Origin of the sequence: Micromonospora sp. ATCC 39149 (assembly GCF_000158815.1) — a bacterium.
Classification (GTDB): domain Bacteria; phylum Actinomycetota; class Actinomycetes; order Mycobacteriales; family Micromonosporaceae; genus Micromonospora.
Genome location: NZ_GG657738.1, coordinates 692,300 through 706,261, shown reverse-complemented (window position 1 = coordinate 706,261; position 13,962 = coordinate 692,300). Strand labels below are relative to the sequence as shown.

At 73.2% G+C, this 13,962-nt stretch carries 14 protein-coding genes and 2 pseudogenes; 10 read left to right on the top strand and 6 right to left on the bottom strand.

From position 1 onward, the window contains the following. The 6 genes and pseudogenes from MCAG_RS02945 to MCAG_RS36075 form a co-directional block, all read right to left on the bottom strand. The coding region (locus MCAG_RS02945; protein WP_036372075.1) for a type I polyketide synthase at positions 1 to 1,359 on the bottom strand (1,359 nt) is incomplete at its 3' end. Between the two features lie 64 nt (positions 1,360 to 1,423). Continuing rightward, a complete protein-coding gene (locus MCAG_RS33310) occupies positions 1,424 to 2,086 on the bottom strand; it encodes a zinc-binding dehydrogenase (RefSeq protein ID WP_007071493.1) in 663 nt (220 codons plus the stop codon). A gap of 127 nt (positions 2,087 to 2,213) precedes the next feature. Further along, positions 2,214 to 2,522 (bottom strand): annotated as a pseudogene (locus MCAG_RS36080) (alcohol dehydrogenase catalytic domain-containing protein); the annotation flags it as partial. 265 nt (positions 2,523 to 2,787) lie between these two features. Next, positions 2,788 to 3,633 carry a metallophosphoesterase gene (locus MCAG_RS02935; protein WP_036376136.1) on the bottom strand — a complete coding sequence of 282 codons (846 nt, stop codon included), beginning with the start codon at positions 3,631 to 3,633 and terminating at the stop codon, positions 2,788 to 2,790. 434 nt (positions 3,634 to 4,067) lie between these two features. Beyond that, the gene (locus tag MCAG_RS02930; RefSeq protein ID WP_007071491.1) at positions 4,068 to 4,853 is read right to left on the bottom strand and encodes a thioesterase II family protein; all 786 of its coding nucleotides are present in this window, start codon (positions 4,851 to 4,853) and stop codon (positions 4,068 to 4,070) included. Between the two features lie 166 nt (positions 4,854 to 5,019). Further along, positions 5,020 to 5,313, bottom strand: coding sequence for a hypothetical protein (locus MCAG_RS36075; protein ID WP_007071490.1), 294 nt, complete (start codon positions 5,311 to 5,313; stop codon positions 5,020 to 5,022). A gap of 80 nt (positions 5,314 to 5,393) precedes the next feature. On the opposite strand from MCAG_RS36075, the gene MCAG_RS02920 reads away from it, so the two are divergent. From MCAG_RS02920 to MCAG_RS02880, 10 genes and pseudogenes are all read left to right on the top strand, one after another. Continuing rightward, entirely contained in the window at positions 5,394 to 5,936 is a 543-nt protein-coding gene (locus MCAG_RS02920) for a hypothetical protein (protein ID WP_036372073.1), read from the top strand. A 188-nt stretch (positions 5,937 to 6,124) separates the two neighbouring features. Then, on the top strand, positions 6,125 to 6,748 hold the full coding sequence (locus MCAG_RS02915; protein ID WP_036372071.1) for a DUF2238 domain-containing protein: 624 nt from the start codon (positions 6,125 to 6,127) through the stop codon (positions 6,746 to 6,748). A gap of 757 nt (positions 6,749 to 7,505) precedes the next feature. Further along, entirely contained in the window at positions 7,506 to 8,273 is a 768-nt protein-coding gene (locus MCAG_RS02910; protein ID WP_036372069.1) for a class I fructose-bisphosphate aldolase, read from the top strand. Positions 8,274 to 8,294: 21 nt separating this feature from the next. Beyond that, positions 8,295 to 9,416 (top strand): 3-dehydroquinate synthase II, encoded by a 1,122-nt coding sequence (locus MCAG_RS02905; RefSeq protein ID WP_007071486.1) that lies wholly within the window; start codon positions 8,295 to 8,297, stop codon positions 9,414 to 9,416. A gap of 6 nt (positions 9,417 to 9,422) precedes the next feature. Beyond that, positions 9,423 to 9,674: an acyl carrier protein gene (locus MCAG_RS02900; protein ID WP_007071485.1), complete on the top strand. Its 252-nt coding sequence runs from the start codon at positions 9,423 to 9,425 to the stop codon at positions 9,672 to 9,674. A gap of 28 nt (positions 9,675 to 9,702) precedes the next feature. Further along, the gene (locus MCAG_RS02895; RefSeq protein ID WP_050777837.1) at positions 9,703 to 10,749 is read left to right on the top strand and encodes a hypothetical protein; all 1,047 of its coding nucleotides are present in this window, start codon (positions 9,703 to 9,705) and stop codon (positions 10,747 to 10,749) included. Next, a complete protein-coding gene (locus MCAG_RS02890; protein WP_007071483.1) occupies positions 10,746 to 11,984 on the top strand; it encodes an aspartate aminotransferase family protein in 1,239 nt (412 codons plus the stop codon). The genes MCAG_RS02895 and MCAG_RS02890 overlap by 4 nt, the downstream gene beginning before the upstream one ends. Beyond that, positions 11,977 to 12,198: pseudogene (locus MCAG_RS36070) on the top strand (acyl carrier protein); the annotation flags it as partial. The gene MCAG_RS02890 and the pseudogene MCAG_RS36070, both read left to right, overlap by 8 nt. 115 nt (positions 12,199 to 12,313) lie before the next feature. After that, positions 12,314 to 13,396 (top strand): beta-ketoacyl synthase N-terminal-like domain-containing protein, encoded by a 1,083-nt coding sequence (locus tag MCAG_RS02885; protein WP_050777836.1) that lies wholly within the window; start codon positions 12,314 to 12,316, stop codon positions 13,394 to 13,396. Positions 13,397 to 13,555: 159 nt separating this feature from the next. After that, positions 13,556 to 13,962 (top strand): beta-ketoacyl synthase N-terminal-like domain-containing protein (locus MCAG_RS02880; RefSeq protein ID WP_198141477.1); only part of this gene is annotated, 407 nt, incomplete at its 3' end.

Below are 13,962 nucleotides of genomic sequence, written 5' to 3'. Positions count from 1 at the left end.
GGTGGGGGTGTGTGCGGACAGGACCCAGGCGATGACGTCGGGTCGGGGTGTGGGTTCGACCGGCCGACCCACCGACACCACCGCAGGCGCCTCGGTCAGCACGACGTGGCAGTTCGTGCCACCCATGCCGAAGGAGCTGACCCCGGCGGTCCGGACGACGGCTGCGTCCGCCGGCCAGTCGCCGAGTTCCCGCTGCACGCGGAGGTTCAGCTCGTCGAGCGGGATCTGTGGGTTCGGGGTCTCGAAGTTCAGGCTCGCCGGGATCTGCCGGTGCCGCAGGCTCAGGACAGTCTTGATGAGGCCGGCGATGCCCGCCGCGCCGCTCAGGTGTCCGATGTTGGTCTTGACGGAGCCCACGGCGAGCGGCGCGGTGGCGGGGCGGCGCGTGCCGATGACCGCGCCCAGGGCGGCGGCCTCGACGGGGTCGCCGGCCCGGGTGCCGGTGCCGTGCAGCTCGACGTACTGGATGGCGGCCGGGTCCACGCCGGCCCGGTTGAGGGCGCGGCGCAGCACCTCGCGCTGCGCGTCCCCCGCCGGGCTGGTGAAGGTCTCCCCGCCACCGTCGTTGTTGGTCGCGCTGCCCAGGATGACGCAGTGCACCCGGTCGCCGTCGGCCAGCGCGCGGGCCAGGGGCTTGAGCACGACGAGCCCGCCCCCCTCGCCGGGGACGTAGCCGTTGGCCCGGGCGTCGAAGGTGTGGCACCGGCCGTCCGGGGACAGGCCACCCCACCGGGCGGCCACGAGCAGGCTCTCCGGCGCGAGATGCAGGTTCACGCCTCCGGCGAGCGCGATCTCCGACTCGCCGCTGCGTAGGCTCTCCACCGCCAGGTGCACGGCGACCAGGGACGATGACTGGGCGGTGTCCACGGCGACGCTTGGGCCGCGGACGCCGAGGAAGTAGGACAGCCGGTTGGCGATGATGCCGCGCTGGTTGCCGGTCATGCTGTGGTGTGTCGCGCCGGCCCGGGCGTCCTGGTGCGCGAGCTTGGCGTAGTCGTCCATGTTGACGCCGACGAAAACGCCGACGTCCCGGCCGCGCAGCGCCGTGGGCGCCTGCCGGGCGTCCTCCAGCGCCTCCCACCCGAGTTCGAGGATGAGCCGCTGCTGCGGGTCCATGGCCGACGCCTCACGCGGGGAGACGCCGAAGAACTCCGCGTCGAAGTCGGCGACCCCCTCCAGGAAGGCGCCCCAGCGCGGGACTCCGTCGAGGTCGTCGCTGCTCCAGCGGTCGTCGGGCATCTCGGTGACGGCGTGCTCGCCGCGGCGGAGCAGGTCCCAGAACTGTCCGGGATCCGCCGCCCGCGGGAAGCGACAGCTCAGACCGACCACCGCGACCGGGACACTCTTATCGCTCGCCATAACCCCGTACCTTCTTGTCCAGCGGGCCCTGTCGCCCGAGCGCGAGAACCTCCGGGCTGTGCGGTCAGAACACGAGGACCGGCTTCACCGTCACCCCGGACCGGGAGTCCTCGACCGCCTTGCCGATTTCGTCGAAGGAGTAGGTCCGGATCAGCTCGTGGAAGGGGAACCGGCCCGCGAGGTGTAGGTCGAGAAGCTGCGGGATGAACACCGCGGGTACGCAGTCGCCCTCGATGACGCCGCGGACCGTCCGGCCCATCAGCTGCGTCATCTCCAGCGTGACGGTGCGCCCCGCCCCCGCGGAACCGGCGACCACCGCCGTGCCACCCGCGCGCAGCATGCCGAGGGCGTCCCGCGCCGTCTCGGGGCTGCCCACGGCGTCGACGACGAAGTCGACGCCGCCGCCGGTGGCCGCGACGACGCGGCCGGCCAGCTCGTCGCCGGCCCGCAGCGCGTCGGTCGCGCCGAGCCGCCCGGCCAGGGCGAGCCGCGCCTCGTGCAGGTCGACGGCGAGGATGGTGGCGCAACCCGCGAGTCGGGCCGCCATGACGGCCGCCAGGCCCACCGCGCCCGCGCCGATGACCGCGACGGTGGCGCCGGCGCCCGGCCGGAGCACCGTGAGCACCGCCCCGGCCCCGGTCTGCATGGCACAGCCGAGCGGTCCGACGATCTCCAGCGGCACGTCCCGCGCGCCGAGGGGCACCACGTTGCGGTGATGCGCGACCACGTGACCGGCGAACGACGACTGGCCGAAGAAGTGCCCGTTCAGTTCCGACCCGGTGCTGTCCCGGTAGGCGGTGCAAACAGTCGGGACGCCGGCCGCGCAGGTTGAGCGGTCCCCAGCTCACGCAGGACATCGGCCGGCCGCTGTGGCAGTTGGCGCAGGCACCGCAGCTCGACGGCGACAGCACCACCCGGTCGCCGACCGACACCGTGGTGACCGCGTCGCCGATCTGTTCGACGATTCCGCTGCCCTCGTGGCCGAGGATCGCCGGCAGCGCCGGCGGCAGCACCTGGTCGCGGACCAGGAAATCGGTGTGGCAGACACCGGTGGCCACCAGGCGTACCAGAACCTCGTGCGCGCGGGGCGGGGCAACCGTGACCTCTTCGATCGAGAAATCGCCGCCCTTATCCCGAGCAATGGCTGCCCTGGTCGTGATCATCGGCTGGCCTACCCTTCCGTCGTCTCGGGCCCGGCCGGGCCGGAAGGGTTTGTGGAAGACAATTCTCGGCCCGCCACGTGGACGTTAGTTGGTGCCGGGGTGCCCGTAACCCCTAGATAACCGGAATTCGGCCCGGTGACGGGCGGCGAAGGGTGTTGTCAAAGATGGCGGAGTTGTTCGCCGGCGCGCGGATGAAATGTGTTCGGCACCGTGGGTTCTGCGAATAACCTCAATTTCCGGCGCCGTTCGGGACGGCGGCGGCCGGTCAGCGGCGGGTCGTGGAGGCGACAAGCACCGGCCGCATCGGGGAGGGCGTCGGTCCCCGGTGCCGCCACTCCCTCGGGTAGCCCAACGACACCTCCTCGAACCGGACCCCGTCGTGAACGGTGGTGCGGGGGATGTGCAGGTGCCCGTACACGGCGACGGCGGCCCCGTAGCGCAGGTGCCAGTCGGCGGTCAGCGTCGTGCCGCACCATTGGGCGAACTGGGGGTAGCGCAGCACCCGGGTGGGCTCCCGAACCAGGGGGTAGTGGTTGACCAGCACGGTCGGCAGGGCGGTGTCGCGGGCGGCCAGCCGCTCGCGGGTGCGCCTGACCCGGTCGGCGCACCAGTCCTCGACGGCCGGGAACGGGTCCGGGTGCAGCAGGATCTCGTCGGTGCAGACCACGCCCGCCTCGTGCGCCTGCTGCAACGCCTGTTCCTTGCTGGCCGCCCCGGGCACCCGGAACGAGTAGTCGTAGAGCAGGAACAACGGGGCGACGGTGACCGGGCCGCCGGGGCCGGTCCAGACGGGGTAGGGATCCTCGGGCGTGACCACGCCCAACCGGCGGCACATCCTCACCAGGTGCTCGTAGCGCTCCACCCCACGCAACTGGACCGGATCCTCCCGGGGCGTCCACAACTCGTGGTTGCCCGGCGTCCAGACCACCCGGGCGAACCGGTCGCTGAGCATGGTTAGGGTCCGTTCGACGTCGGCGAAGAACTCCCCGACGTCCCCGGCGACGATGAGCCAGTCGTCGTCCGACCCCGGCCGTAGCCCCTCGACGACCCGTCGGTTCTCGGGGTAGCCCACGTGCAGGTCGCTGACGGCGAGCAAAGTCCCGGTGGTCACGGCCGCCTCGTCCTTCCCGGTGCCTTCGTCGCCGGCGGCCCGCCGCCGGTGACGGCCGGCTGTTTCCGAAGCGCGGAATCCGCAGCCGGCCACAATTTCTGGTCACCATTTCCGGGGAGGTGTCGGTGGTCGGGGCACGCTCCGTCGGGATGCATCGTCATGGCCCCGGGACAAACGGCCGGGCCGACACCGTCGGGGACGCCCCCGGAAAATGTGGAACCATCGGGGAGGTAGCTTCCAGAATCGTCGTGTCGGGCACCGTGACTCGTTTCTCGCGCTTCCTTGCCGACTGCTGCATTGTCGCGCCCGAGGCATTTGGCTGGAACCCCCGAGGATCCCCTAGGCGGCCCTCAACGGTGTCCGGTCGGGTGATTCGCCACCCGTCACCTGGGCCCTGCCGATCGGGCCGCGCAGCAGTCGGCCCCGGGGTGGCCTCAGACGGGCGTCGGGCTGTCGGCCGCGGTGCCTACCGGCCCGGCCAGCGCGCCCGACACCAGCGCGGCGACCGCCGGCACCTGCCCGTTGAGGTAGAAGTGGCCGCCGGGGAAGACCCGCAGGTCGAAGGGGCCGGTGGTGTGGCCGGCCCAGTCCCGGGCCTCGTCCAGCGAGGTCTTGGGATCGCAGTCTCCGACCAGCGCGGTGAGGGGGCAGGCGACCGCCCGCCCCGGCTCGTGCCGGTACGTCTCGATCGCCCGATAGTCGTTGCGCAGCGCCGGCATGATCATGCTGATCACGTCCGGGTCCCGGATCAGCTCCGAGCTGGTGCCGTCCAGCAGCGCCAGTTCGGCGAGAATGCCCTGGTCGTCGCGCAGGTGGACCTGCTCGTCCCGGTAGCGCGATGGTGCCCGTCTGCCCGAGGTGAACAGGTGCACCGGGGGCTTTCCGGCGGCCTCCAGCCGCAGCGTCACCTCGTAGGCGAGGACGGCGCCCATGCTGTGACCGAAGATCGCCAGCGGCCGGTCGCTCTGCCCTGCCAGCACCGGGTAGATCCGGTCGGCCAGCGTCCGTAGGTCGCCGACGTTCGGTTCGGACCGTCGGTCCTGCCGGCCCGGGTACTGCACCGCCACCACGTCGAGCGCCGGATCGACCGCTCGGGCCAGGGGCAGGAAGGCGCTCGCCGAGCCGCCGGCGTGCGGAAGACACACCAGCCGTGATCCGGACGGCGGGGCCGGCCGGTACCGCCGCAGCCAGGCCTTCTCCTCGCTCATGGCACCGGTCATGTGATGTCGCGGCCGACCGGACCCTGGGGGTTCGGCTGCGCCGCTTCCTCCCCTCCCCAGTCGTCCTGTACGGATGGCCCGCCCGGTGCGGCAACCTGCCCGGTCAGCGGCCCCACGTCGGCGACGTGGCGTGTCTAGCACATCGCCGTGCGTGATGCCGACAAACCTAGGTCCGGTACGCGCTCCGGCCAACCCTTAACGATCCCCTGCACGGCGTCCGGTGGGGCCCTCTCCCGCCGGGCGGGGCGGCGTCAGCGCGGCGCGCGGACGCCAGCGGCAGGGGAGCGGGTTGACCGTCCCACGTACCGCTCACCTGCCCGGCCGGGTCGTCGAAGCGGTATGCCGCGACCCGCTCGACGCCGGCGTCGACCTCCCCCTGGAACCATGGCCTGCCGGGGAGCCAGGCCGACAGCAGTTCGAGCTTCGTGGGGCGGATCTCCGCCCGGTGCAGCAACACCATGACCGGATCATAAAGAAAGCGGCCCCGGCGTACCGGAGGCAGCGGCGTCGCGGTTGTCGCCGCATGGCAGCCTCGTACGCGTGAATACCCTGGTTGCACAACTTCCCGCGCTCCTGGGCGTCCTGCTCGGCACCCTTGGCACCGTGCTGGCGACCACAGTGGCCGATCGGGGCAGATGGAGACGTAGCCAGGGCGTGCGGTGGGACGAGCGCCGGCTCGACGCGTACGCCGAGTTCGCCCGGGTGGTCAAGGAGATTCAGGCGGTCTCGGTCCGGGCGCTCGCCGACGGGCCGAGGGGCGCCTACCCTGCGGGAGCCGACCGCGACACCGCGCTCGCCCGACTGGCCGATGCGGACGTGCGGCACACTCTGGCCTGGGAGGACGTCCTGCTGCTCGGGGATGCTGCGACGGTACGCGCCGCCCGAACCTGGCGGGACGCGGTCTGGGCCGTGGAGAACCTCGCCCGGGGCACTGGGGGCGACGGGTTGTTGGCCGACCTGCTGCACCGTGCCAACGAGGGACGCGACGCGTTCTACCTGGCGGCCCGTGACAGCCTGGGGGTGCGGGGTGGCTCCGTCGCGCAGTCCGACTTCCTGCGGCAGCGACTCGACGCCGGCCGGTGAGCACGGTCGCTGCGGGCCCGGAGCCGCCCCGGACGAGCAGGTCCGTGGCGAACGCCTGCTCGACGTACGCGGACAGCACCAGCACGCCGGGGGGCCGGCCCCGGCCTCCGGCGGCGCGGCGTGGGGGATATCGTCGTCGACCGACCGGCGGCTGGCCGGCCTGACCTCAACCGAACAGGCGGTCGTTGGTGTCCCGAGCACGCGCGGTCCTCCCCCCGGCACTGCTGGCCCTCGTCCTCGTCGCGCTGGTGGTCTCCGGCATCCGGCCGTACGACCGGCTCACCTGGCTGCTGGAGACGGTGTGGGTGATCGTGGGCGTGCCGGTGGTGCTGCTCACCTGGCGCCGGTTCCCGTTGAGCACGCTGCTGTGCTGCCTGCTCGCGGTCCACGCGCTGATTCTCATCGTCGGCGGGCACTGGACGTACGCGCGCACCCCGGTGGGCGACTGGGCGCGCGACCTGTTCGACCTGTCCCGCAACCCGTACGACCGGCTCGGTCACTTCGTGCAGGGCTTCGTGCCGGCCATCCTGGTTCGCGAGATCCTGGTCCGCCGCTCGCCGCTGCGGGGCAGCCGGTGGCTCGCCCCGCTCGTGGTCTGCGCCTGCCTGGCGTTCAGTGCCTTCTTCGAGATGATCGAGTGGTGGGCGGCGGTGGCCGGCGGGTCGGCCGCCGACGACTTCCTCGCCACCCAGGGCGATGTCTGGGACACCCAGTGGGACATGTTCCTGGCGCTGCTCGGCGCGATCACGTCGCTGGCCCTGCTCGGCCGGGTGCACAACCGCCAGTTGCCGTCGCCGGCACCGGGCGGCTGAGCGCCGCTGGCCCGACCACGCCCGTCAGCGGACACATTCACCAGCACATTCACCATCGTGAACCCGTGCCGGCGGTGCGCCGGTCGGTTATCCGGTATGGTCGGGGTGACCGTTGCCATTGACGACCGTGATGCCGGTTGTCCTGGTCGGACGGGCTCCCTGGCGTGCCTGCGGGCGCGTTCGCCGGTCGCGGGTGGCACCCGGGAGGGCTCGCGTCCACGCATGTGAGCGTGCTGTCCGGCCCTCCGTCGACGGCGATACCAGGTGACCGATGTCGATTTGTAGGCCCCTGCGCCGAACCGATGCCGGCGTGGTCGGGATGGCCGTCGCGGTGGTGTTAGGGGCCGCAAACTAAGGGATGTATCGCGTCCTGATCCTCGCTACACTGACGCCGGCAAATGTCCGCGATGCTCGCTGGGCTTTGCAGATGTGGCGGCGATCGAATCGGATACGACGGGCGGTTGGCTACCCACGATGCTGACGTACACGGGGGGATGGCGGGGCCGTGGGCCGCGCCGCCCGGAGACGTTCCCGGCCCGGACGCAGCGCTGCCGGCCCGCCCCGCCCCGCCCGACGCCGCGCGTCGCCACCGGCGCGGCCCCGACACCACACGCGGCCGTGCCGGCCCCCTGAGCGAGCGAGTCCACGCCCCGCCCGATCGTGCGTCCACGGCAGGCCCGTTCGCACACGTCCTGGTCAACCACGCGGGTCCGCGGTCGCCCGGGTCCGGGCCATCGTCCGCCTGAAGGAGGCACACATGGAGTCAACGGGTCGCGAGCGGCGGCTGCGGCGGCTGTGGGGTCCGGTCAGTGGACGCACCGTGCTCATGCCGATCGACCAGCCGGTGACGATGGGTCCGATCGCCGGGCTCAACGCGATCGACTCCCAGCTCGTGCGGCTGCTGGCGGGGGCACCGAACGGCATCATCGGCCACCGCGGGGTGCTGCGGCGGGTGCCGGCGGAGGCGGCCAGGTCCACCGGCGTCGTCATGCACCTCTCCGCCGGCACCGCCCTGTCCGGCCGGGGACACGTCAAGAAGCTCACCGGGGACGTCGTCGAGGCCGTCCGGGTGGGCGCCGACGCCGTGTCGGCGCAGGTCACCTTCGGGGTGCCTGAGGAGACCGACATGCTGCACGACCTCGCGCGACTCGCCGGCGCGTGCGGCCAGTGGGGCATGCCGCTGCTGGCGATGGTGTACGTCGCCGGCGTCGACCCGACCACCGCCCCGGAGAAGATCGCGCACGCCGCCCGCGCCGCGGCCGAGCTGGGCAGCGACATCGTCAAGGTGCCCTACACCGGTTCCGCCGACTCGTTCGCCACCGTCGTCGACGGGTGCTTCGCCCCGGTCGTGATGGCCGGCGGCGAGCCGTCCGACTCCTGGGAGGACGTCCTGCTCGACGTGAAGGACGCCCTGTCGGCGGGCGCGGCGGGCGTCTGCATCGGGCGCAAGGTGCAGCAGCACGCCGCGCCCGAGGAGGCCCTCGCGGACCTGCACGCGCTGGTGCACGCCAACAACCCCGGCTGACCTGACGAAGGAGGCACGTCCGTGTCCGACAGTGACGCGTTGATCCCGCTCTGGTGCGACCTGTCGCACCTGCGCGAGGGCCTGCCCGACATGGTGGCGGCGGTCGTCCAGGCACCCGTGCGGGGCGTCATGGTCCCGCCGGACGCGGTGCCCGACACCGCGCTGCCCGACCGGGTGGAGGTGGCGGTGCTCGTCACCGAACCGGCCCAGCTCGACAAGCTCGACCCGGCGCGGGCGCTGACCGTCATCGCCGCCGACCACGCCACCCTCGCCGCCGTACCGCACGGGGGCCGGTGGCGGCGGGGCCGCTGGATCGACGTCACCGACGCCGAGACGATGCAGGAGGCCGTGGCCACGCTGGGCCACGTCGACGTCCTGCTGGTCAGCTTCGCCGACGAGACGAACATCCCGCTGGAACTCATCGTCGCCGAGGCGCAGTCGCAACGGACCACGGTCGTCAAGCGCGTGCACAACTCCGTGGACGCCCTGGTCACCCGGGGTGTGCTCCAACACGGCCCGGACGCGATGCTGCTGCGCGTCTCCACCCCCGGCGAGGTGGCCCGGCTGGCCCGGGAGCTGCTGGAGCGCCGCACGGAGCAGCTCGACCTAGTCGAGGCCGAGGTGACGGCGGTCCGGTCCATCGGCATGGGCATGCGGGGCTGTGTGGACACGGCCGACCTGTTCGAGCCCGACGAGGGCATCCTGGTCGGCTCGACCTCCTCGGGCGGGCTGCTGGTCTGCGCCGAGGTGCACTACCTGCCGTACATGAACCTGCGCCCATTCCGGGTCAACGCCGGCGCCGTGCACTCCTACGTGTGGACCCCGGCCGGGCGCACCGCGTACATCACCGACCTCAGCGCCGGCGAGCAGGTCCTCGCCGTGAACACCGCCGGGCGCGCCCGTCCGGTCCTGGTCGGCCGGATCAAGACCGAGATGCGTCCGCTGCGCCTGATCGAGTGCCGCATCGGCGACTCGACCATCAACACCATCGTCCAGGACGACTGGCACGTGCGGCTCTTCGACGCCGCCGGCGCGGTGACCAACTGCACCTCCATCGCCGTCGGAGACAGGATGCTGGCGATCTCCGCCGTGCCCGGCCGCCACGTGAGCATCCCGGTCAGCGAATCGATCAAGGAGAACTGAGATGAGATGGCCGACGCCGACAGCACCCTCGACCAGCTCGTCGCGCTGCTGCTGCGACGGCAGGGCAACCCGGTCGACTCGATCGGTCCGGACGACCAACTGCTCGACCTGGCGGTCGACTCGATCGACATGGCGTACCTGATGTCGCACTTCGAGCGCCAGTACGACGCCGACTTCGCCGATGAGGACTTCGAGCTGAGCCGGTACGTCACCGTGGGCGACCTGGCCAAGGCGATCGACGCCCGGATCAATGGCTGAGGGCGCGACGCGGACCCACCGACCCCCCGTGCTGGACCCGGGGCTGTCGCTGGGCTGGGACGACGGCCCGCTGGACGGGCTGAGCTGCCTGCTGCGCTGCGTCGAGTCGGCGCTGCGGGCGGAGGGTTTCGACAACCTGGAGATCGCGCAGGCCCTCGCCGTGCCGCTGGACCTGCGCGGGGACCGGCGCAAGTCCTCGTGGTTCCGGCACGGGCGGCTCGACTGGCGCAACGCGGTGGACGGCCACGAGCACTGGGACGAGTTCACCGCGCTGGTCGCCTCGGGCACGCCGTGCGTGCTCATGCCGGACCGCTACTACTGGCCGGGCGACGAGTTCGAGGGGGTCAAGCACTTCCTGGACCACATGGTCCTGGCCGTGGCGTACGACGGCGAGGTGCTGGAGGCGCTGGACACCGACGCCCCGCCGGCCGACGGGTACCGCCGGCGGATCCCGGTCACCCCCGACGTGATCCGGGGCTGCTGCCGGTTCGCCACCGTGCACTTCACCCCGCCCCGCGACGACGCCGCCGCGCTGCGCGCCACGCTGCTGGAGCCGACCGCCGTGGCGCTGGCCGAGGACCTGCCCGCGCTGCGCGCCGTCGCCCGGCGCTGGCGGCGCGACGGCCTCACCGGGCCAGCCGCCCGTGCCCTGCACGTGGTCGTGCTGGGCGCGGTCCAACCGTCGCTGTTCCTCACCGCCATGGCCGTCGAGCAGGCGTACCCCGCGCTGGCCGCCGAGCTGCTCACCGCGTCCCGCGCGGCCCAGAAGCTCGGCCGGACCCTGATCGGCGCGCACCGCTGGGCCGGCGCGCTGGCCGACGACACCTCCGTGTACGCCCCGGTGCTCGGCGTCTTCGAGGCGTGCGAGGCGGCGCTGGCCCGGCTCAACGACGAGCTGCACACCCAGCTCGGCCTGCCGGCGTCACCGCCGGACCCGACACGCGACGACGAGGGCGTCTGGCGGCGGATCCTGCGCAACCAGGCATGGTGCTATGCCGACCAGGTCGCCCCCGCCGACCAGCACCGGGACGAGCAGGTTGTGGGCGAGCAGCGAGACGAGGAGAGGCAACGATGACCGGACCGGCCCCACTCGACCTGAGCCAGTCCCAGGCGCTCCTGCGGCGCGCGGTGGCCGTCGATGCCACCCTGGCCTACGAGGGCTACGTCCTGGCCCGCGACCGCCTCGTGGACGGGGCGTACCCGCTGTACGGCGAGCGCGCGTCCGGCGCCCACATCTGGGACGTCGACGGCAACCGCTACCTCGACCTCATCCTGGCGTACGGCACGATCATCCTCGGTCACGCCGACCCGGTGGTCTCCGAGGCGGTCATGCGGGAGATCCGCGACGGCTTCGCCATCACGCTGCGCAAGCGGGTCCAGGTGGAGCTCGCGGAGCTGCTGACGGCGGTGATCCCGCACGCCGAGAAGGTCTTCCTGCTCAAGACCGGCTCGGACGCCACCAGCGCTGCCGTCCGGCTCAGCCGCGTGCACACCGGACGCAACCGGGTGATCCGCTGGGGCTACAACGGCTGGCACGACTGGTGCGCCACCCGCCCCGGCGGCGTGCCCACCGAGGCCCAGGCCGTGGTGGACACCTTCGACTACAACGACCTCGACAGCCTGCGGACCGTGTTCGAGCGCCACCCGGGCGAGGTGGCCTGCCTGCTGATGATGCCCTTCGAGGTGGACCCGCCGGCCCCCGGCTTCCTCGCCGGCGCGGCGGAGCTGGCGCACGAGCACGGCGCGCTGTTCGTCCTCGACGAGATGCGCTCCGGCTTCCGGATGGCCCCCGGCGGCGCGCAGGAGCGCTACGGTGTGCGGGCCGACCTGGTGACGTTCAGCAAGGCCATGGCGAACGGCTACCCGATCTCCGCCCTGGTGGGCCGCGAGGAGGTCATGCGGGCCGTCGGCGAGGTGCACATCAGCTCGACGTTCCACGTCAACGGCGCCGAGATGGCGGCGGCGGTGGCCACCATCAGCCAACTGCGCGACGGGACGATCCTCAAGCATGTCGAACACCTCGGCGAGCGGCTACAGGCGGGGCTGGCCGCCCAGCTCGCCGAGCACGGCCTGCCCGGCCGGGTGCTGGGGGTGCCGCAGATGCCGTTTCTGCGTTTCACCGACCCGGACGACGCGGCGCGCGGCCGGGCGCACGACGCGTTCTACACCGAGACGACCCGGCGCGGGCTGCTCCTGCACCCCAACCACCACTGGTACGTCTCGGGGGCGATGACCGACGAGGACGTGGACGCCGCGCTGGAGGCGACCGCGTCCGGCTTCCGCGCCGCCGCGGTGGCCGCCCATGGCTGAACCGGGCCGGCCGGAGGTCGTCCACCGCATCCGCGAGCTGCTCGCCCGGTACCGCGCCCCGGCGGAGGTCGACGGCCTCGGCGACCACGAGCCGATGGCCGTGCTCGGCATCGACTCGGTCACCCTGATCACCCTCGCCGCCGAGCTGCACCAGCGGTGGGACCTGACGATTCCCGACGAGGCGGTGCTCGACCCGGCGGCGTCGGTCGCGTCCCTCGCCGATGCCGCCGTCGCCGCCGCGACCGACCCGGTCGGCGGTCCGGGCGGCCGCGCGGGCGGCCGGCTCGACGTGGTGGGGATGGGCGTCGTGTGGCCCACCGGGGCACGGGGTGGCGGCCCTCTGGGACGGCCTGCTGGCCGAGCGGGCGCACCGGCTGCCCATGCCGTACGAGGCCGCGCGCGGTCACCGCGCCGGTGCGGTGGCCGGCGCGTCCGCCGCCGAGGTGGTCGCCCCCGACCGCCTGCTGGAACTGGTCTGCCTGGCGGCGGACGAGGCGCTGGGCGGTCCGGACCCGGGCCGGCGGGCCGGCGTCACGCTCGTTGTCGGCACCACCGACACGGGCGGCAACGCACTCGGGCACGCCCTCGCCGGTGGGGGCGACGACCAGGCGGCGCTGGCCGGGTGGATCGCCGAGCGGGCCGCCGAGAGGCTCGGCCTCGGTGCGGCGGTCACCGTGGGCAGCGCGTCGGCCTCGGGGGCGGTGGCGCTGGGGTACGCCCGGGACCTGCTGCTCGCCGCCGACGCCGAGGAGGTGCTCGTCGTCGGCGCCGACACGGTGTCGAAGTCGGCGTTCCACGGTCTGGCCGCCCTGCGTACGCTCGGGGTGGACGGCTGTCAGCCGTTCCACCAGGCACGGCGCGGCATCGCGTTGTCCGAGGCCGCCGCCGCCTGCCTGCTGCGCCGGCCGGGCCCGGGCGGGCCCGGCGACGGCGCGGTCCTGGGCCGGTTGGCCGGCTACGGGGCGAGCAGCTTCACCACCCACATGGCGGCCCCCGAGTCCGCCGGGATCGAGCTGGCGCTGCGCCGCGCGCTGGCCGCCGCGGCCCTCGCGCCGCAGGACATCTCCTTCGTCAACGCGCACGGCCCCGGCACCAAGCTCGGCGACGTGGCCGAGATGCGGGCGCTGGCGGACGTCTTCGGCGACCGGGTCCGGACGCTGCCGATCAACAGCGTGAAGGGCCTGCTTTGGCACTGCCAGGGCGCGGCGGGGGTCATCGAGTCGCTGGCGTGCCTGCTGTCGCTGCGGCACGGGACGCTGACCCCGACGACCGCGGCGGAGCCGGTCGACCCCGAGTGGAGAGAGTTCGACATCGTGACGAAGCCACGGGAGCTCGCCGACGCGCGGTCGGCCGTCTCCGTGTCCTGCGGCCTGGGCGGCGTCAACACGGCGGTCGTCTGGGAACGGGCATGAGCACGGGAACGGGAACGGGCGTGAGCAGGACGGCGGTCGGCGCGGCGACGGTGATCACCGTGCGGCTGGCGGCCGGCGGCAGCGACCGGTTCGCCCTCGACGAAGCGGCGCGCAAACCGGGGGGCGGGGGGCGCGACGGCTGGCCCCCCGAGCCCCGAGTTGAACCGCGTCGTGGTCGACCGGTTCACCGACGTCGTCGGCCGGGTCGTGGCGGCCGGTGGGCTGAACGCCCCGGCCCGCCGGGAAACCGAGATCGCGGTGGGCACCCTCTACGGCATGGCGCGGGTCGGCGAGGTCATGCACGAGCAGCTCGACGAGGCCGGGCCGAAGTGGCTGGCGCCGGAGATGTTCGTCTACTACTCGCCCCACTCGCTGGTGTCGGCGGCGGCGGTCGCGCACGGGCTCGGCGGTGCCGCGACGACGCTGCTCGGGCGCGACGGCGGGACGCAGGCGCTGCTGCACGCGGTCCGGCGGCTGGCCACCGGCCAGGCCGACACGGTGCTCGTCGGCGCGTACGAGGCGCTGACCCCGTTCGCGGACGCGGCGCTGGACCGGCTCGGCGTGCC